Raw genomic sequence first — 18,598 nt, 5'->3', positions numbered from 1 at the left:
TGGCGTAGCAGCCGGGGTTGGCGATGCGCTTCGCCGGGCCCAGGGCCTCTCGATTGAGTTCGGTCAGGCCGTATGTCCAGTGCGCATCGAAGCGCCAGTCGGCACCGAGATCCAGCATAACGGCGTCCGGATGCGCCTCAGGGATGGCGTCCACCCAGGGTCGACTCTTGCCGTTGGGCAGGGCCAGCACCCAGATGTCGGCATCGACGCCGCCGACATCTTCGGGCGCAAGTGCCGCGAAAGTCTCGTCCGGGTCCGGCCACTCGGGGACGGACTCCGCGATCGATTGTCCGGCCTGGCTTTCGCTGGTCGCCAGCGCCAGGGCGATCTGCGGGTGCCTTGCAATCAGCCGCAGCAACTCCGAGCCGGTGTAACCACGGCCGCCGATGAGGGCCAGTCTGTGCATCAGGAACCTCCTGTCAGTTCGGGCGCGAGCCACCTGAGGGCCAGGCCGACGGCGACGACCTCGCTGACGCTCAGCAAGGTGCCGATGACGAAATACTCGGCATGCTCGCGCCGCTTGCGAATGCTGTCGAAGCGAAAGACGGACTTGGCGGCCAGAACCAGGCCGAGGATGGACCACGCCCCGATCAGCACCGCCGAAAACATCAGGAATCGCTCCAGCCAGCCGATGTATAGCCCGGCGCGCGCCAGCCCGGCCTGCGAGTCGTTCGATTCGGGCAGCAACGACTGCAGGGCCAGGCGATTGGCCCAACCGAACGCCACGACCACGAGCAGGTAGCTGGCCAGGAGTACACCGAACCGGCCGGCGTTCGGACGCCACCATTCCACGACCGCCGCCGTCCAGTCGGGCCGGCCGGACAGCCACCAGGCCGCCACCACCAGCACGCCGACGTGAACGGCCTGGTCGACCGCGAACGCCGCCAGTGTGCGCTCGCCCGGCAGGCGATACTTGACCAGGTCGGTCAGCAGGTGCAGCAAGACGATGGCAGCGAACGCGATCGTCACCGCGCCGACGCCGATGCCGGAGGGCGCGAACAGCAGCCAGGCCGCGACCAGGGACGCCAGGTGCCAGGCGCCGTGTTCGAGCAGGGCCGCGGGGCGTCCCTCGCGCTTGCCGTCGATGACGGCCCGGCGCTGCAGGACGAAGTCGCCCAGGAGGTGAGCAATCACGAGTGCGAGAAAGAGCTGCATCAATCCGGTTCCGGTCCAGACGAGGGCACAGTACGACCCAGGGGGCCGGCCAGCAACTCGCCCAACTCCTCGAAGCTGGCCTGCAGCTCCCAGTAGCGGGCGCTGGCCAGGCTGCGCGAGATGGTCGATTCGGCGACGTCGAACTCGGCAGCCACCTCGGTTTGCTTGCCGCTGCGCTCGTAACTCTCGATGACCTGCCACTGCCGGTCGGTGATGTCCTGAACCAGCGAATCGGCCAGGCGCAACACCGCGTTGCAGGCCAGCGCGCGTGCGTCGTTCGTAGCGCCGACGCGCAAGCGCACCCGGCTCATCCCGTGGCGCGGTGAGTCCAGCCGGTCCATCGCCTCGCGGGCCCGATAGAAGGCCGGCCCGGTCACGGCCTGGTTGAGCGGCAGGTTGGCCTCTGCGTCGGCCACCCGCTCGACCCCGCCGATTCCCGCCGCCAGTCGCAGCGACCAGGGCCGGAAAGCGCGCCACAAATCCCAGATCACCCCGGGCAGCACGGCCGGGTCGTCGACCAACCCCTGGAACTCGTCCCATGCCGTCACGGCGTAGTCGAAATCGGTCCAACCCTTGCCCCGGTGCCGCGCGGACAGCTCGGTCAGCAGCCGGTCGCGCCGGCGGGGAAAATCATCGATCCGGCGCGAGTCGGCAACATCCGCGATCAGCGCCACATGGTCGGCCATCCCGCCTCCGATATTTGCTTCCCTTGATGCATTTTTATCAATTTGCATAAAGAAGCGCAAGACTTGCCGCGTGCCGGCCGCTATCGGGGTTCATGCCTGCACCCAGCCCGAGTCGCGATGCCGGGCATCGCCGGTGAGACGACCAAGCAACTCGAAGTCCTCGACGCCGATGCTGTAGACGATCCATTCGCCCTGACGATGCGTGGTGTGCGCTTGCTGAAAGTACCATCCTGCGATGGGGTTGCCGGCCCGCGCCCGCCAGTACAGGGTCGGGAATCGCTGCCGCAGCGCCTGCCAGAGCGCGGCGCCAAGACCTTCGCCCTGGGCCTCGGGCGTGACGACGAACTTGTCGAGATAGGGCACGCCGTCGACCCCGACGGTGATGAGCGCGGCCGCCCGACCACTTTCGGCCCAAAGCAGCCCGACCAGTTCGCGCTGCTCGAGCCAGTCGGGACGCAGGTTTCGCCCAAAGCTGTCCTCGAGCAGGATCTGCAGTTGCTCGCGATGCTCGGGCGAGACGGCCTCGTACCAGTCGATGGCCTCGCCGCGCCGGATGAGCGTGCCCGCCCCGGTATGGGTGAACAGCTCGCGGGTGAGGTTCTCCGCCGAGGTAATCGACACCGAGGTCTCCGGCGGAAGGCGATCGAGCATCTCCTTGATCTGCTGGAGCTTCAGGCGCATGCCCGAGTGCACCCAGTCCTGGGCCAGCAGGTGATCGTAGTCGGTGCGCAGGCTGATCGCCGAGATCACCCGGCCGCTGTAGTCGAGCAGCCCCCCGGTTCCGGTCAGGAAGATCACCTTGTGCGGCTCCACCGCCCAGACCAGCTCGCGCGCGGCGATGTCGGCGTTGATGTTCATCACCTGTCCGGCCGGCGATTCGCCCAGGCAGGCCACCACCGGCAGCGAGCCCGAGGCGATGGCGGTTTGCACCGGCTCGAGCTCCACGCGCTGGATCTCGCCGACCAGGCCGAGCCGTTCGCGATCGGCCAGCTGTGCCTCGAACACCCCGTGCAGGATGCCGCGGGCTCGCACGCCGCGAGCTTCCAGGGCATCCACCAGCGCGGCATTGGCGCGATAGATCACCGGCCGGGCCACGGCCATGACATCCTCGGTGGTCACGCGCAGCCCGTCGCGCTTCTCGATCGGCACGCCGGCGGCTTCCATCGCCTCGTCGAGCTGGGGGCCCGCGCCGTGCAGCACGATGGGGGTCAACCCCAGACGATGCAGAAAGGCCAGCGCGGCGGCCATCTCGTCGAGGTGGTCGCGCATCACCGCCCCGCCGACCTTGACCACGGCGAAGCGCGACTCCTCGATGCGCGAGAACTGCTTGAGATACTGGCGCGCCTCCCGGCTCGAGCCGAGCTGGCCAAGCAGTTCGATGACGGTTCTTCTTACCTCGGGCATGTCGGTTTCCATATCGGGTGCTCTGTTTTCCAGGCGCCGAAAACGAAAAAACCCAGCCGGCGGGGCTGGGTTTGGTCGCGTTCGGTTTGATCCTGCTACTTCACACTAACGCGCATCCCAGCCATTCGTCGGCGAACGGCGCGGGCGTCGCGGGCACGGGCGAAGCGCCGGGCGGGCGGCGTTCGTCGACGATGCAATTGCTGCAGTAGCGTGGTTCATGCCTGAAATGTGCCACAACCCTTGACCCCACGCAACACTGCCGGCAGCGTCCGCTCGCTGGCCATCGGCAGAGGGGGCCGATAGACTACCGGCCTTCGCTCGCCCTTCGACCCCACCAAAAAGAACAAAGGAACGCCCGATGTTTTCACGCAAGACCGGTTGCCTGGCGGCAATCCTCCTGTCGCTGGCCGCACCGGCCCTGGCCCAGCAAGTCGGATCGGGCACCGTTTCCCTCTCGGCTGCGGGCGCGCAGCAGAACTTCGACACCCTGGCGCAATCCGGCCAGTCGGCGACCCTGCCGGCCGGCTGGTATTTCCACGAGACCGACAGCAACGCCGACTCCACCTACCGTGCTGGCGACGCAAGCGGCAGCAGCCTGCCCGGCGACACCTACAGCCTGGGCGCGACGGGCAGCGGCGAGCGCGCGCTGGGCGCCGTCCAGTCCGGCTCTCTCGTTCCGACCTTCGGCGCCCGGCTGGTCAACGATTCCGGCCAGCTCGTCGACGAAATCGACATTGCCTACACCGGAGAGCAGTGGCGGCTGGGCAGCGACGGTCGCACGGACCGGCTCGATTTTCAGTACAGCCTCGATGCGAACTCGCTGCTCGACGGCAGCGCCACCTGGGTCGATATCGACTCGATGGACTTCGCCGCGCCGGTCTCCTCCGGCACGGTGGGCGGCCTGGACGGCAACGCCGCGGCCAATCGCCTGGCCATCGCCGCCACCGTCTCCGGCCTGGCGCTGGCGCCGGCGGATTCCCTGTGGGTTCGCTGGGTCGACGAGAACGCTTCCGGAGCGGACGACGCGCTGGGCATCGATGAGCTGACCATTGCCATCGGCGGCGAACCGCCCGTCGACGTCGCACCGGAGCTGAGCACGACCGATCCGGCCGACGGCGCCACCGATGTCGACCTCGGCGCGAGCCTGGAGGTGACATTCAGCGAACCGGTGTCGGTGGCCGCGGGCTGGTACCAGCTGAGCTGCGACGGCATGACGGTGCCGGCGAGTTCCGGCGGCGGCCCGGCCAGCTACACCATCACGCCCGACTCGGCGCTGCCGGCCGACCAGGCCTGCGAACTGACCGTCCTGGCCGGCGCCGTGACCGACCTCGATGGCGACCCGGACAACCTGCCGGCGGACGTGACGGTCCAGTTCACGACGCTCGATCCGAGTACGCTGCCGCCGCCGGCCATCGACACCGTGCAGCCGGCCGACGGCAGCCAGAATGTTGCCGTCACCGCCACGGTCGAGCTGGGCTTCAGCCAGCCGGTCACCGTGGCCGGCGGCGCCATCATTCTGACCTGCGATGCGGCAGCGGTGCCGGCCAGCCTGGGCGGCGGCGACGCGCAGTGGACGCTCGACCCCGTCGACTCCCTGCCGAACGGCGCCGACTGCGTCATCGACGTGGCGGCCAGCGGCATCGTCAACCAGTACGGTCACACGCTCGCCGCCGACGCCAGCTTTTCGTTCTCGGTCATCGAAGCGGGCGACGAGGGCTACTACTCGCAGGTGAACCCGTCCAGCCCGGAACAGCTGCGCTGCACGCTGAACCTGACCATCCGGGGACACACGGCCTATCCCTACAGCGGGGGTGGAACCGACTCCTGGGCCATCCTGGAAATCGCACAGGAGGATCCGGCCGACCCGAACCGCGTGATCGACTCCTACCGCAACTACAGCTACGACAAGGTCAGCGACCGTTCCGGACAGGGCGGCTCCGGCCCCTGGTACAACCGCGAACACACCTGGCCGAACTCGCTGGGCTTTCCCGACCGAACCGATTCACAGGGCCGGCCCAACGCGCCCTACACCGACGTGCACATGCTCCACCTGACCGACCAGAACTACAACTCCGACCGCGGCAACCGGCCGCTGGCTTACTGCGACGCCAGCTGCGGCGAGCGGACGACCGAAGCCAACCAGGGCGTCGGCGGGGGCTCGGGCGTCTACCCCGGCAACTCCAACTGGGTACGCGAGCCCAACGGCAACCAGGGCAGCTTCGAGGTCTGGGACCACCGCAAGGGCGACATCGCGCGCGCGGTGCTCTACATGGCCATCCGCTACGAAGGCGGCAATCACCCGGTTACCGGCCAGGCCGAGCCCGACCTGGAACTGACCAACGACCGCGGCGACATCCAGACCGGCTCGGGCGCCGGCCCGCACTACATGGGAATGCTCGACGACCTGCTCGCCTGGCACCAGGCCGACCCGCCCAGTACCGAAGAGCTCGTCCGCAACGACGTCATCCAGTCCTACCAGGGCAACCGCAATCCCTTCGTCGATCACCCGGAGTGGGCCAGCCAGGCGCTGTTCACCTCGGAGTCGCCGGCGGTCTGCCAACCGGGACAAGCGGATGCGCTCTTCTCGGACCGCTTCGAAGCCGCACCCTGACGGGAGCGGCATCCGCACGGCCGCACGCTACCTCACGATCGAGCGGTAGAGCGCGGCCGCGCGCTCGAGCTGCCCGAGCGTGACCCATTCGTCGGCCGTGTGCGCCTGGGCGATGTCCCCCGGGCCCAGCACCATGGCCGGCATGCCGGCGGCCGAAAACAGCGAGGCCTCCGTCCAGAAATGGACGGGTTCGCCGAGCGCAATATCATGGCGCTCGCAGAAAGCGCGCACGGGCGCCTCCTCCTGGCCCGCGGCCGGCAGCGGCGGCCCGGAGAAGGGCACGTGCCAGGTGGCGCAGGCCTCGGCGCCGCCCAGCGACGACAGGTGGGCCAGCAACTGCTCGTTGGACTGCCCGGGGCCGAGCCGCGCCGAGTAGTGCACGCGCGCCTCGCCGGCGATGACATTCGACTTGGTGCCGCCCGAAGCCAGGCCGACGTTGAAACAGGTTGGCCGGCCGGCGGTCTTTTCGCCCTCGCAATAGTCCAGCGCGGCGTCGATCCAGCGCGCCATGCGGTGGATGGCGCTGTCAGCCAGCGCCCGGCCTTCCGAGGAATGCCCCGCGATGCCGTCGAAGCGCCCTTTTACGGAGAGGTAGCCGCGGTGAGCCAGCACGGCCCGGCACCCGGTCGGCTCGCAGACCACGACCTGTTCGAAGCGGCAATGGTCCGGGTCTTCCAGGAAGTTGCGCACGCAACAGCCGCCGGCGCCTTCCTCGTCCGAAGAGAAGAGGACCGCCATCGGTGACTCGCTGGACTCGGCCACCGCCAGAAGCGCGGCCGCCGCGCCCTTGATGTCGCACACGCCGCGGCCGTAGGCCCGGTCGCCTTCGACTGTCAGCTCGAGCGGCGGCTTCGTCCAGCCCTCGCCGACCGGCACGGTGTCGAGATGGCAGTTGAACAGCACCGCCGGCTCGCCGCGCACGGCATACAGGTTGACGTGGCCGTCGCCGTAGTCGCTCATCTCGACGGTAAAACCGGCAGCTTCCAGCACGCCGCGCGCATGCACGAACATGCCCGCCTCGGGCGTAATCGCCCGCGGCGGATTCTGGCTGTCACACTCGATCAACCGAGCCAGGTGCTCTAGTAGTCGCTGGGGCATTAGCTTCTAAACCTTTTAAACGCCAAGACGCCAAGACGCTAAGAAACAACGGATTAAAACAGGAACCACTGAAAGCACCGAATTCACTGAAAGAAAAGTCCATTCGAGATGAATGCAACAAGCGGCATATTCGCTCTGTCCTTAATTCCGTGTATTCAGTGTCTTCGGTGGTTCCATTTTTCTTTGCGTCTTAGCGTCTTTGCGTTTTCAGGAATCTTTTCGAATTCGGGCTGCCAACGTGGACGACTGGCCGAGGAGCTTGACGAAGCCTTCAGCCTCTTCGGGCGTCCAGGCGGCCGACTGGGCGTAGACGGCATCGGGGTCTTTCAGCAGGTAGCGCGAGCCCAGCGCCACGGCCTGAACGCTGCCGCCGTCGGTGGCCAGGCGGACCACGCCGGTGACGTACTCGTTTGCCGACTCGAGATAGGCCTCGAGGTCGGCCTTGTGCGGTTCGAAGAAGAAGCCGGTGTAGACCAGCTCGGCCCAGCGCTGGGCGATGCTGGCGTGGAACTGGTTCTGGAGCCTGGTGTTGACCGCCTCGCGCAGCGCGCGCTGGGCCACGAGCAGCCCGTCGATCCCCGGGCATTCGAACACGATCCGCCCCTTCAGGCCGATCGAGACGTCGCCGGTATAGATGTGCCGGCCAACGCCGTAGGCGCCCAGGCGGCGGTTGAGTTCGGCCAGCAGCTGCGGGCCTTCCATGGGCTGGTCATCGAGGCTCACGGCTCGACCGCCCTGGAACCCGATGGTCAGCTCCAGCTTGCCCGCCGGCCACTCCTCGCGCGGCTTGCACCACACCTGGGTGTCCTCGCCGGGCACGCCGAACTCGTCGATCTCCTGGCCCGAGAGCGTCACGCCCAGCAGGTTCTCGTTGATCGAATAGCGGCTCGACGACTGCGGCACCTCGACGCCGGCCTTCTCCATGAGCTCGAGTTCGTGGGCGCGCACGTTGCTGGTCTCGCGCTGCAGCTCGCGGATGGGTGCGTGAATGACGTAGTCGCCGAGCGAACGCACCGACTGGTCGAAGCGCAGCTGATCGTTGCCCATGCCGGTGCAGCCGTGCGCAAAGTGCCGGGTGCCGAGCTCGTCGGCCAGCCTCAGGCACTGCTCGACGATGACGTAGCGGTCCGAGCACAGCATCGGGTACTGCTCGAGCATGCGCGCCCCGGACCACAGCAGTGGCACCACGAACTGGTCCCACAGCGGCACGGCGGCATCGAGCTCATGGTGCTCGGCCGCGCCCAGCGCCCGGGCGCGCTCGGCGATCCAGTCCTTCTGGTCAGCGGCAATTCCGCCGGTATCGACGAAGGCGGTGTGCACTTCGAAGCCCTGCTGCTTGAGCGCGAGCACGCAATAGCTGGTATCCAGTCCGCCGGAGAAGGCGAGTACGACGCGTTCGGTCATCGTTCCATCATCCTGTGTTCGTTGTCATTCCGTTGCAGAGCACGAAAAAACCAAAAGACTAAAGAACCAAAAAACTAAAGAACCAACTACCCAATCAATTCCGCCATCAAGGCCTTCTGCACGTGCAACCGATTCTCGGCTTCGTCGAGGGCGACACAGTAGTCGGCGTCCATGACCCCGTCGGTGGCCTTGATGTTGCGCCGCAGCGGCAGGCAATGGCTGAAGCGGGCATTGTCGGTGAGCGCCATCTTGGCCTCGTCGACGATGAAGTGGCGGAAGGGCTCGCGCAGTTTCGCCTCTTCTTCGGGACGGCCGTAGAGGGGCAACGCGCCCCAACTCTTGGCGTAGACGAAGTCGGCGCCGGTGTAGGCCGACTCGATATCGGTCGTGACGGTCAGCGAGCCGCCCGATTCCCCGGCCTGTCGGTCGGCGGCGTCCATGAACTGTTCGTCCAGCCGGTAGGCTTCGTCGGGGATGAGCATGGTCACGTTCATGCCGAACTTGCTGGCGATCAGCAGCGCGGAGTTGGCCACGGCGGTATTGAGCGGCCGCGGGTGCCAGGTCCAGGTCAGTACGAAGTTCTTGCCGTCGGGCTCGCCGAGGTGGTCCTGGATGGTGCGCATCAGGGCGAGTTCCTGGCAGGGATGCACGATGGTTTCCATGTTGATGACCGGCACGCGCGCGTACTGCGCGAGCGATCGGATCACCTTGTCCTGTCGGTCTTCCTGCCAGTTCTTGAACAGGGGGAAGGCCCTCAGCGCGATGGCGTCGCAGTAGCGCGAGAGCACGCCGGCGACTTCGGCGATGTGCTCCTCGGCGTCGCCGTCCATGACCACGCCGGTTTCGAACTCGATGCCCCAGGCGCCGCGACCGGGTTCGAGCACCACGGCGTGCGCGCCGAGCTCGAAGACGCCGACTTCGAAGGAGGCGCGCGTTCGCAGCGAGGGGTTGAGAAAGAGCAGGGCCACGGAGCGGCCGGCCAGGGGGCGGCCGGATTCGCCTTCGCGCCACAGGCGTGCGCGGTCGAGCAACGGCTGGAGTTCGGCGCGCGACCAGTCGAGGGTGGAGAGGAAATGTCGCATGGCATCGTCGTCGGGCGGTTCGATGGTCCGACGATAGCAGGTTTGTTCAGGCGTCGGGCCCCGGCGCCATGACGACGCGGTCGCGACCGTCGCGTTTGGCCTGGTAGAGCGCTTCGTCGGCCCGGGACAGCCACTGCCTCACCGGCTCGGCCGGCCCCAGCTCGGCGACGCCCATGCTGGCGGTCACCGGCCCGCCCGGCCCCTCGAGCTGGGTCGCCAGGGTGCGCTTGATGGTGCCGGCCACCCGTTCGGCGTCTTCTGCAGCCGCACCCGGCAACAGCACGACGAACTCCTCGCCGCCCAGCCGGAAGATGCTGTCCTGGCCGCGCAGCCGGGAATTGATGATCTCGACCAGGTTGACCAGGATGCGGTCCCCGGCCTCATGACCGTGGACATCGTTGATCGACTTGAAGTGATCGAGGTCGATCAGGATCAGGCTGGTCGGACTCTCGTGGCGGACCTTGATGCGCTCGGCCTCGTCGAGTGCGTAGCGCAGCGCTCGTCGGTTGCCGGCCCGGGTCAGCGGATCACGGCTGGCAATCTCGGTCAGTTGCCGCTGCTGCAACTCGGTTCGCGTGGCGAAGATCAGGCCGAAGATACTGACCAGCACGCCGGTGGTCACGAAGCTCCAGACATCGACGGCGGAGGCGAAGCGGTCGGCGAAGAGACTGGTCAGCGCCAACGTTCCCAGCGCGCTGGCCGAGGCGAATACGCGGTCGGTGAGCAAGAACCCGGCCCCGAGGATGGGGAAGGCCCACATCACGTCGATGTTGCCGAAGGTCACCAGCCCCAGGTAGCCCAGGGTGACGGTCAGGGTGAGCAGACGCGCGACCACGTAGGTCCGGCCGCTGGCCCATGCAAAGCCGACAAGAACGCCGATGAAGGCAACGAGGGCGACATCACCCGCGCCGGTCTGCCAGTCACCCACCATGAACCGGTAGACGGCCAGTGGCAGGATACCGAGCATCGTGCACAAGCCGAAAAGGCTGATGATGGCCAGCCTGAAATCGGCGCGCAGGCGCTGGCGCCAGTGTTTCTGCTTGACCTGCGTGCCGGGCAGTATGAAACGCTCCTGGCGCCTTCGGCTCATGGGCTCTCCGGCCCCGCCTGTCCTGATCGACGGAGCGCTTGACGGCGATTGCCTGAGCGTTGATGCTTGGTCATTGAGAAAACTGTCAATGAGGGAAGGAGAACATCATGGGTATCGAAGTCACCGGCATTCTGAGCCTGATCTGGCTGATCATCATCATCTGGGCCATCGTCAAGACCGCCTCGAGCTCCGCCGGCACCGGCGCCAAGGTCATCTGGATTCTCGTACTGCTGTTCCTGCCCCTGATCGGACTGATCCTGTGGTTGCTACTCGGACCCAAAGGTTAGCATTGTTACCGAACCTGCCTCGGGAAACGGGCAACCGAACCCGCTGAATGAACGGTCCGGACGAGGCTGAAAGACTGCTCGATTTCTGGTTCGGGGTTGCCGCCGGCAATCCCGACCGGATTGCCGAGCGCATGAAATTCTGGTTTCAGCCGACCGCGGCCGACGACGAGGCCGTCGGCGAGCGTTTCGAGCCGACCCTGCACAAGGCGGTCGCGGGCAGGCTGACGGACTGGCTGTCTTCCGGCACGGGACGCCTGGCCCTGATCCTGGCACTCGACCAGGCGCCGCGCGTGATCTTTCGGCGCCAGCCGGAAGCCTTCGCACACGACGGCCAGGCGCTGGCGCTGACCCTGGCGGGCATCGCCGGCGGCGTCGACCGCAGCCTGGGCCTGGCCGAGCGCGCCTTCTTCTACATGCCGCTGCAGCACAGCGAGGACCCGCTGGTGCAGGAGCAGTCGGTTGCCCGGTACGAGACACTGGCGAACGACTTTCCGGAGCACGGCGCCATCGCCGGGGGCTTCCTGAAGTTTGCCCGCGAACACGCCGAGATCATCGAGCGCTTCGGCCGCTACCCCCATCGCAACAAGGCACTGGGCCGTGAGAGCACCGACGAGGAGCTGAGGTTCCTCGAGGACGGTCCGACATACGGCCAGTAACCAGGCGTGCGGGAGGTCAGGCCCTGACCCTGACCCGCGCAAAGCGCCGCTTGCCGACTTGCAACACGCCCTCGAAGCCCGCCTCGAGTTCGCGATCACGGTCGTCGACCTTGTCGCCGTCGATCTTGACCGCGCCCTGCTTGAGCATGCGGAAGGCCTCGGAATTGGAGGCCGTCAGTCCGCAGGCGGTCAGCGCCGCGGGCAGGCCGATCGGGCCGTCGAGTTCGTGTTCGTCGATCTCTTCGGGCATCTGGCCCTGGCGGAATCGCGCGATGAAGGTATCGCGCGCCTTCTCGCCCGCACCCTCGCCGTGGAAGCGGTCGACGATTTCCATGGCCAGGGCGAATTTGGCGTCGCGCGGGTTGCCGCCGTCGGCGACGGCCTGCTGCAGGGCCTCGATGTCCTCGATGGGACGGAAGCTGAGCAGCTCGAAATAGCGCCACATCAACTCGTCGGAGATGCTCATCAGCTTGCCGAACATGTCGTCGGGCGACTCGTCGATGGCGATGTAGTTGTCGAGCGACTTCGACATCTTCTGCACGCCGTCAGTACCCTCGAGCAGGGGCCAGGTGATGATGATCTGCGGTGCCTGACCGGCCTGGTGCTGGAGCTGGCGGCCGACGAGCAGGTTGAACTTCTGGTCGGTGCCGCCCATCTCGATGTCGGCCTTCAGAGCGACCGAATCATGCCCCTGCACGAGGGGATAGAGGAATTCGTGGATGGCGATGGCCTGGCCGGCCTGGTAGCGCTTCTCGAAATCGTCGCGCTCGAGCATGCGCGCGACGGTGTGCTGCGAGGCCAGGCGGATCATGTCGGCGGCGCCCATCTCGGAGAACCACTCCGAGTTGAAGCGTACCTCGGTCTTCTCGCGGTCGAGGATCTTGAAGACCTGTTCGCGATAGGTCTGCGCGTTGGCGCGGACGTCGTCCTCTGTCAGCGGCTTGCGGGTGACGTTCTTGCCCGTGGGGTCGCCGATCATACCGGTGAAGTCGCCGATCAGGAAGATCACTTCGTGCCCGGCGTCCTGGAAGCGGCGCATGGCGTTGAGAATGACGGTGTGACCCAGATGGAGGTCGGGTGCGGTCGGATCGAAACCCACCTTGATGCGCAACGGCCGGTCTTCGGCCAGCCTTTTCTCGAGTTCTTCGACCTGGATGACTTCGGCAGCGCCGCGAATGAGTTCGTTGATATCCGTCACAGCTTGGGGTCCATGCCTTGTAAAACAGTCATTTCTGGCCGGCTCTTGATTGACTTTCCCGGCCGCGAGTCGGTAATGTTAACGGGTTTGAAGCCCTGATTCGTCGTGCATGAGCAGAAAATCGATGGCCACCCCCGGGCGTTCGCGTCCGACCCGATCACTCCTGGACAAAGTCCAGCCGGTGCTTGATACCGGCCGCACGGCTACCGGGCACTGCGCCCGCGCGCTGCGCGCACGTCCCCATGTCAGCCTGGCCGCCGTCGGGCTCGTCGTCCTCGGTGTGGTCGTCTCCCTCATCCCCAGCGGCCCGCAGGGCTCGCCGGCGGCGAGCACCCGGCCGGTCGAGCTGCCGCAACTCGCCGGCGCCGAAAGCGACGTACAGACGCCCGAAGTCCTGACGGCTTCGGTCGGAAATTCGCTTCCCCAGCCCACGCCCGCGCCGCAAGAAGCCGAGGCGTCCTGGCGCATCGTCGAGATCGAGCCGGGCCAGACGCTGGAACGCGTCTTCCGCGACCTCGGCCTGGGTGCCGGCCTGCTCCACGAAATCGTGACCACCACGGAGCAGACCCGCGACCTGGCCCGCATCCGCCCGGGCGACGAGTTCGCTTTCGACATCGACCCCGAAGAGGGCTTCCGTGCCCTGCGCACCGAACTCGACGAGGATGCCTGGCTCTACGTCGAGCGCGACGAGGACGGCCTGACCACGCGCACCGAGCCGCGCGCGGTCGAGCGGCGCATCGTCGAGGCCTCGGGCACCATCAACAGCTCGCTGTACAACGACGCCCGCGAGGCCGGACTGTCCGACGCCATGATCATGCGCCTGGCCACGATCTTCGGCTGGGACATCGACTTCGCGCTCGACATCCGCGACGGCGACCGCTTCGCCCTGATCTACGAAGAAGTCTGGCGCGAGGGCGAATACCTGCGCGACGGCGCCATCCTGGCCGCCCGCTTCGTCAACCAGGGCGATGCCTTCGAGGCGGTGCGCTTCGATGCCGGCAACGGCCCGGAATACTTCGCGCCCGACGGCCGCCCGATGCGGAAGGCCTTCCTGCGCACGCCCCTGAATTTCGCGCGCGTGTCGTCCAACTTCAACCCGCGCCGCCTGCACCCGGTGACCGGCCGCGTGCGGCCGCACAACGGCACCGACTACGCCGCCAACGTCGGCACGCCGGTGTGGGCCGCCGGCGACGGCAAGGTCATCGAAGCCGGCTACACGCGCCCGAACGGCAACTACATCTTCATCAAGCACGGCAACAACATCGTCACCCGCTACCTGCACCTGTCGAGAAAGGTGGTCAGCCGCGGCGATCGCGTTCGCCAGGGCCAGACCATCGGCCACGTCGGCGCCACGGGCCTGGCGACGGGCCCGCACCTGCACTACGAATTCCTGCTCAACGGCGTGCACCGCAATCCGCGCACCATCGACCTGCCGCCGGCCGATCCCCTGCCGGCCGAGCACATGGCCGAGTTCAGCCGCATGGGCGACAGTCTGCTGGCCCGGCTCGACACCCTGGCGCCGCCCGCCGCCCTGATGGCCAGCCGCGGCAGCGAGAGCTGCCAGGGCGTCGACAGCAGCTGCTGAATGGATTCCGCCCCGCCCGGCGAGATCTACGTCGGGCTGATCTCCGGCACCAGCATGGACGGCATCGACGCCGTCGCCGTCGATTTCGACGGCAACGCGCCGCGTCTGCTGGCCGCCACGACGCTGCCTTTCAAAGGCGAACTGCGGGAAACGCTCGACACGGTACGACGCGACCCCGACCACTTCCCCGTCGCTCGCCTGGGCTGGCTCGATGCCGTACTCGGCGACCGCTTTGCCGAGGCCGCGCGAGTCGCGATCGACCTGGCCGGCCTGGCCCCGTCGGATATCACCGCCATCGGTTCGCACGGCCAGACCATCGTCCACCACGCCGAGGCCGACCCGCCCTACACGCTCCAGATCGCCGATCCTCATCGCATCGCCGCAATCACGGGGATCGTCACCGTGGCCGACTTTCGCCGGGCCGACCTCGCGGCGGGCGGGCAGGGTGCGCCACTGGCACCGCTGCTGCACGAAGCCCTGTTCCGGTCTCCCGACGAAGCCCGCGCCGTGGTCAACCTCGGCGGCATCGCCAATGTCACCCTCCTGGCTCCCGGTGAGCCGGTACGAGGCTTCGACACCGGTCCGGCGAACTGCTTTCTCGACCTCTGGTACCGGCGTCATTTCAATTCGGCACGTTTCGACGCCGGAGGCCGCTGGGCCGCCAGCGGGACCGTCGACGAGGGCTGGCTCGAGCGCCTGATGGACGATCCCTACCTCGCCCGGCCCGCGCCCAAGAGCACCGGCATCGAGTACTTCACGCCGGCCTGGCTCGACAGTCGCCTGCCCGACTGGGCCGCATCCCGGCCGGCGGATGTTCAGGCCACGCTCGCGGAGTTCTCGGCCCGTGCCCTGACCGAAGCCATCGATACCGCCCCGGGCGAGGCGCCGTCGCTGCTGGTCGCTTGCGGCGGCGGCGCGGCCAACGCCGACCTGCTGGAGCGAATCGAGCGCTGCGGCGGTGGCATCCGGGTCATCCCCAGTGACGAACTGGGCCTCGCCGCCGACCACGTGGAAGCCACCCTGTTCGCCTGGCTGGCGCGCGTGCGTCTGTCCGGCAGGAGCCTGGACACGCAATCGGTGACCGGGGCAAGACGGCCGGTAAAGCTCGGGGTGATTCACTCAGCCTGAGTCCCCGGCAGGCCACGGCGCCTGGCCGGAAAGCTCGCCCGTTGTCGTTAAAGTCCATGAGATCTGCCGGGCCGCTCGCTGGCGGCCGGAGCAGCCCCTGTGCTAGAACTGGCCAAGGGACATCGACACCGGCTGACGCGCAACACCCTGCCGCCTGCCACTGTGAGGGAGCACAACGTGAATTCCGCCAAGTACGTCATTCGTCAGCGCGTTCAGCCGACGGTCGCGCCGTTGACCGCCGCCGTCGCCCTGGGTCTGGGCGCTAGCCAAGTTCAGGCCGCAACCATTACGGTCGACAATCTGGCCGATGGAACGGTCGCCGGACAGTGCACGCTGCGCGACGCCTTCCAGGCAGCCAATACCGACACGGCCATCGCCGGCTGCACCGCCGGATCGGGCCCGGACTCGATCCAGTTCGCAGCCGGACTTACCGGCACCTTGAACCTGGGCAGTCCGGCGCTGATCGCGCAGAGCGTCATCACTGTCGCCGGCCCGGGCCCGGGTCAGATCACGGTCAGCGGCCAGGACAACTATCGCCTCTTCAGCGCCTATTCCGCAGGCGCCGAACTGTCGATTTCCGGCCTCACGCTGGCCGACGCCTACACCAACGACACCTACGGCGGATCGGCGGCCTCCGCGCTGTCGGGCGCGAGCCTGTCATTGAACGACTGCGTCATCAGCGGCAACTCGGCCGGGGGTGGCGCCACCGGCGGCGCCGTAGCGGCATTCTATTCGGAGCTCACCATCAGCGAGTGCCTGTTCACCGGCAACTCGATCGACAACACACTCTATCGTGGCGGTGGCGGGACCGGTGCCGCCATCGGCGGCGCGGTCCTGAGCTGGGGCAGCAGCATCGCCTCGATCAGCGACAGCACGTTCAGCCAGAACCATGCGGGTTACGCGGGCGGCGCCATTGCTTTCGTCGAATCGCCGAACGCCTTGATCGTCAACTCGCAGATCACCGAGAACGACGCGGATTTCGGCGGCGGCGTTGCCGCCATGCGCCAGTCCGAGGTATCGATGTACGTCAGTACCCTGAGCGACAACACGGCGTTCGCCGGGGGCGGCGCCATTGCCGTATCAGGCTCGGACTTCGTCGGAGAGTACAACGACGTGATCTACAACCAGGCGCAGTATGACGGCGGCGGCGTGCTGGCCGGCACGGTCTACAACAGCGGCGGTCCAATCGTCGCGGGCGGCGACGAAGTGCCTTCGGGCACCACCAGCTATCTCGTCTACGGCGATGGTTTCACCTATCTCGCCGAGAGCACAGTCAACGGCAACGTCGCCCAGCGCTATGGCGGCGGCATGGCCAGCAAGTATTCCAATTCCGTCGCCGTGACCCTGCGCAGCGACGTGAGCTTCAACCAGGCGGGCATTTCGTCGAGCCCCACCCTCATCGATCATCGATCGCAGGGCGTCGATCCCGCGGGAGGAGGAGGCGGTGGCCTCTATGGCGGCGGTGGCGGAATGGCCGCCCTCTACGGGGCCACAGCCTACGCCTATTTCGACACGACCTTATACGGAAACGAGGCTTCCCAGGGCGGCGGGCTGCTGGCATTCCAGGGCGCCGCGATCGTTGTTGAGTCGATCATCAGCGGTGGATACTCGGAATACGGCGGTGGCCTGCAGGCCGGGTCGGCGAACGCGCCGACACCCCTGGGGGTCGGCACCGGCAACAGCCAGGCGGTTGCGATATACAGCCAGATCACGCAGAACCAGGCCTTCGCGGGCGGTGGCGTGATGTCGATCTACGGTGGCTACGCCGGCACCGTCAACAGCGACGTATCCGACAACACCGCCGCGATCGGCGGCGGCATGGCGGCCTACAACGCGGACTTCTTCGCCAAGTACAGCAACGTGTCGGGCAACACGGGCGTCAACTACGGCGGCGGTGTCGCCGGCATCGGTCCCTGCCCCGATTCGGGCACCCTCTATTCGACGTTCTCGGCCAACAGCACCGACGGCAACGGCGGCGGTGCCTCGCTCCAGGGCTGCGATGCCGAGATGTCCTACTCCCTGTTCACCGGCAACGAAGCCTATGTCGGCGGCGGACTCTACATGATCGGGGCTGCCGGCATTACGCCGCAGCTCGTCAACAGCACGGTCACGAGCAATACGGCGGCCGAAGCGGGCGGGGTGGCAGGAGATGGCATCCTGATACGATCCTCGACAATCAGCCACAACACGGCCACGGGCATGAGCCCGCGCGGAACGCTCCCGCCGGCCGGGGGTGCACTCCTTACCAACGATTCCGGAACCCTGCGGATCGACAGTTCGATCTTTGCCGACAACGTCGGCGGCGGCGTCGCCAGCGACCTCACCGTGTACGGGGCGGGGACCACTTACTTCGACTATTCGCTGGTGGAGTCACCGGCCACCGCAGTCCCGCCCGGAACCGGCAACCTGAGCGGCGTCGACCCCGGACTCGGCCCGCTGGCCGACAATGGCGGCGCCAGCCTGACCCGGGCCATCGGCCCTGCATCGCCCGCCGTGGACGCCGGCAATCCTTCAAGCTTGCTCTCCCACGACCAACGCGGCGAACCCTACCGCCGCGTATTCGGCGGCAGGGCCGACATGGGCGCCTTCGAATTCGTGGTGGACGCCATGTTCTCGGACCGCTTCGAGCAACCCTGATTCGAAGCCCCGGAGACTAACCAGGCATCGGGGCGAGCGACCGCTCGCCCCGGCCCATTCATCGCTAGAGCTCATGCGACGGATGACGCAGCCCGCCCAGCTCGGCAAGCTCCGACTGCAGGCGGGCGGCGCGCCCCGCGTCGAGTTGCAGCAGTTCGTCGTAGAGCCGGGCCGCCGCCGAGGCGTGACCCGCGTGTGCGAGGTGCCTCGCAACGGCATGGACCGCTTCGGGGTCATAGGGGTTACGCAGGTAGGCCGCAAGACGCCTGCTCAGGCCGCCCTGTGATGCGATGAGCACCACGCCTTCCGGCGCCTCCTGGACGAGCAGGCGATCGCCCCGTCCGCCCCCGTGCTCGAGGGCCTGCCGACAGGGGCCGGCCATCGGCTGAAGACGAACCGGGCTCCATCGATACGCCAGGCAGAGCTCGGCCACATCTTCCCCACGCTTGTTCGCCGACACCACCATCCGGGCGGCCGTTGCGGCCAGGTCGGGGTCCGACAACAGCTCCGGTTTCTCCATCGCCAATTCGGCGAGCAGATCCGACACCTCGCGATCCGCATCCATCCCACGGTCTTC

General features: G+C 67.2%; 16 protein-coding genes (1 of these 16 running past the window's edge). 6 read left to right on the top strand and 10 right to left on the bottom strand.

All coding sequences use genetic code 11. From position 1 onward, the window contains the following. The 4 genes from argC to DZC52_RS10615 all read right to left on the bottom strand — a co-directional run. Positions 1–406, bottom strand: the start of a protein-coding gene (argC, locus tag DZC52_RS10630; RefSeq protein WP_116651125.1) for an N-acetyl-gamma-glutamyl-phosphate reductase. It extends 551 nt beyond the left edge of the window; 406 of the gene's 957 nt are visible here — the first part of the coding sequence; it begins with the start codon at positions 404–406; its stop codon lies beyond the left edge, outside the window. Continuing rightward, positions 406–1,155 carry a DUF3307 domain-containing protein gene (locus DZC52_RS10625; RefSeq protein ID WP_116651124.1) on the bottom strand — a complete coding sequence of 250 codons (750 nt, stop codon included), beginning with the start codon at positions 1,153–1,155 and terminating at the stop codon, positions 406–408. Before DZC52_RS10625 ends, argC begins: the two co-directional genes overlap by 1 nt. Then, entirely contained in the window at positions 1,155–1,841 is a 687-nt protein-coding gene (locus tag DZC52_RS10620; RefSeq protein ID WP_181918902.1) for a SatD family protein, read from the bottom strand. The genes DZC52_RS10625 and DZC52_RS10620 overlap by 1 nt, the downstream gene beginning before the upstream one ends. A 90-nt stretch (positions 1,842–1,931) precedes the next feature. Then, positions 1,932–3,245 carry an acetylglutamate kinase gene (locus tag DZC52_RS10615; protein WP_220338333.1) on the bottom strand — a complete coding sequence of 438 codons (1,314 nt, stop codon included), beginning with the start codon at positions 3,243–3,245 and terminating at the stop codon, positions 1,932–1,934. 358 nt (positions 3,246–3,603) lie between these two features. Here DZC52_RS10615 and DZC52_RS10610 point away from each other — a divergent pair, with 358 nt between their 5' ends. After that, entirely contained in the window at positions 3,604–5,856 is a 2,253-nt protein-coding gene (locus tag DZC52_RS10610) for an endonuclease (RefSeq protein ID WP_116651121.1), read from the top strand. A 27-nt stretch (positions 5,857–5,883) separates the two neighbouring features. Here the strand turns inward: DZC52_RS10610 and DZC52_RS10605 are convergent, their stop codons facing one another. The 4 genes from DZC52_RS10605 to DZC52_RS10590 all read right to left on the bottom strand — a co-directional run bounded on the left by DZC52_RS10605 (position 5,884) and on the right by DZC52_RS10590 (position 10,530). Beyond that, positions 5,884–6,954: an acetylornithine deacetylase gene (locus DZC52_RS10605; protein WP_116651120.1), complete on the bottom strand. Its 1,071-nt coding sequence runs from the start codon at positions 6,952–6,954 to the stop codon at positions 5,884–5,886. A 207-nt stretch (positions 6,955–7,161) separates the two neighbouring features. After that, complete coding sequence (locus tag DZC52_RS10600) at positions 7,162–8,358, bottom strand: argininosuccinate synthase domain-containing protein (RefSeq protein WP_116651119.1); 1,197 nt, start codon at positions 8,356–8,358, stop codon at positions 7,162–7,164. A gap of 86 nt (positions 8,359–8,444) precedes the next feature. Further along, entirely contained in the window at positions 8,445–9,440 is a 996-nt protein-coding gene (locus tag DZC52_RS10595) for an N-acetylornithine carbamoyltransferase (RefSeq protein ID WP_116651118.1), read from the bottom strand. Between the two features lie 46 nt (positions 9,441–9,486). Further along, on the bottom strand, positions 9,487–10,530 hold the full coding sequence (locus DZC52_RS10590; protein ID WP_116651117.1) for a GGDEF domain-containing protein: 1,044 nt from the start codon (positions 10,528–10,530) through the stop codon (positions 9,487–9,489). 107 nt (positions 10,531–10,637) lie between these two features. On the opposite strand from DZC52_RS10590, the gene DZC52_RS10585 reads away from it, so the two are divergent. Together DZC52_RS10585 and DZC52_RS10580 are read left to right on the top strand one after the other, a co-directional pair. Next, positions 10,638–10,817 (top strand): PLDc N-terminal domain-containing protein, encoded by a 180-nt coding sequence (locus tag DZC52_RS10585; protein ID WP_116651116.1) that lies wholly within the window; start codon positions 10,638–10,640, stop codon positions 10,815–10,817. 47 nt (positions 10,818–10,864) lie between these two features. Next, entirely contained in the window at positions 10,865–11,473 is a 609-nt protein-coding gene (locus tag DZC52_RS10580) for a DUF924 family protein (RefSeq protein ID WP_116651115.1), read from the top strand. A 16-nt stretch (positions 11,474–11,489) separates the two neighbouring features. On the opposite strand, the gene tyrS is transcribed toward DZC52_RS10580, so the two are convergent. Continuing rightward, a complete protein-coding gene (gene tyrS, locus DZC52_RS10575) occupies positions 11,490–12,671 on the bottom strand; it encodes a tyrosine--tRNA ligase (RefSeq protein WP_116651114.1) in 1,182 nt (393 codons plus the stop codon). 109 nt (positions 12,672–12,780) lie between these two features. Between tyrS and DZC52_RS10570 the strand changes: the two genes are divergently transcribed. The 3 genes from DZC52_RS10570 to DZC52_RS10560 all read left to right on the top strand — a co-directional run bounded on the left by DZC52_RS10570 (position 12,781) and on the right by DZC52_RS10560 (position 18,021). Next, entirely contained in the window at positions 12,781–14,256 is a 1,476-nt protein-coding gene (locus tag DZC52_RS10570) for an OapA family protein (RefSeq protein ID WP_116651113.1), read from the top strand. After that, a complete protein-coding gene (locus tag DZC52_RS10565) occupies positions 14,257–15,384 on the top strand; it encodes an anhydro-N-acetylmuramic acid kinase (protein WP_116651112.1) in 1,128 nt (375 codons plus the stop codon). A 177-nt stretch (positions 15,385–15,561) separates the two neighbouring features. Continuing rightward, positions 15,562–18,021: a choice-of-anchor Q domain-containing protein gene (locus DZC52_RS10560; protein WP_147307662.1), complete on the top strand. Its 2,460-nt coding sequence runs from the start codon at positions 15,562–15,564 to the stop codon at positions 18,019–18,021. A 64-nt stretch (positions 18,022–18,085) separates the two neighbouring features. On the opposite strand, the gene DZC52_RS10555 is transcribed toward DZC52_RS10560, so the two are convergent. Then, on the bottom strand, positions 18,086–18,568 hold the full coding sequence (locus DZC52_RS10555; protein WP_147307661.1) for a hypothetical protein: 483 nt from the start codon (positions 18,566–18,568) through the stop codon (positions 18,086–18,088). Positions 18,569–18,598 lie beyond the last annotated feature (30 nt).

The sequence above is a fragment of the Wenzhouxiangella sediminis genome, from assembly GCF_003410055.1.
Taxonomy (GTDB): domain Bacteria; phylum Pseudomonadota; class Gammaproteobacteria; order Xanthomonadales; family Wenzhouxiangellaceae; genus Wenzhouxiangella; species Wenzhouxiangella sediminis.
Note: the sequence above shows the minus strand (reverse complement) of the source record. Positions and strands in the feature narration are given on the sequence as shown.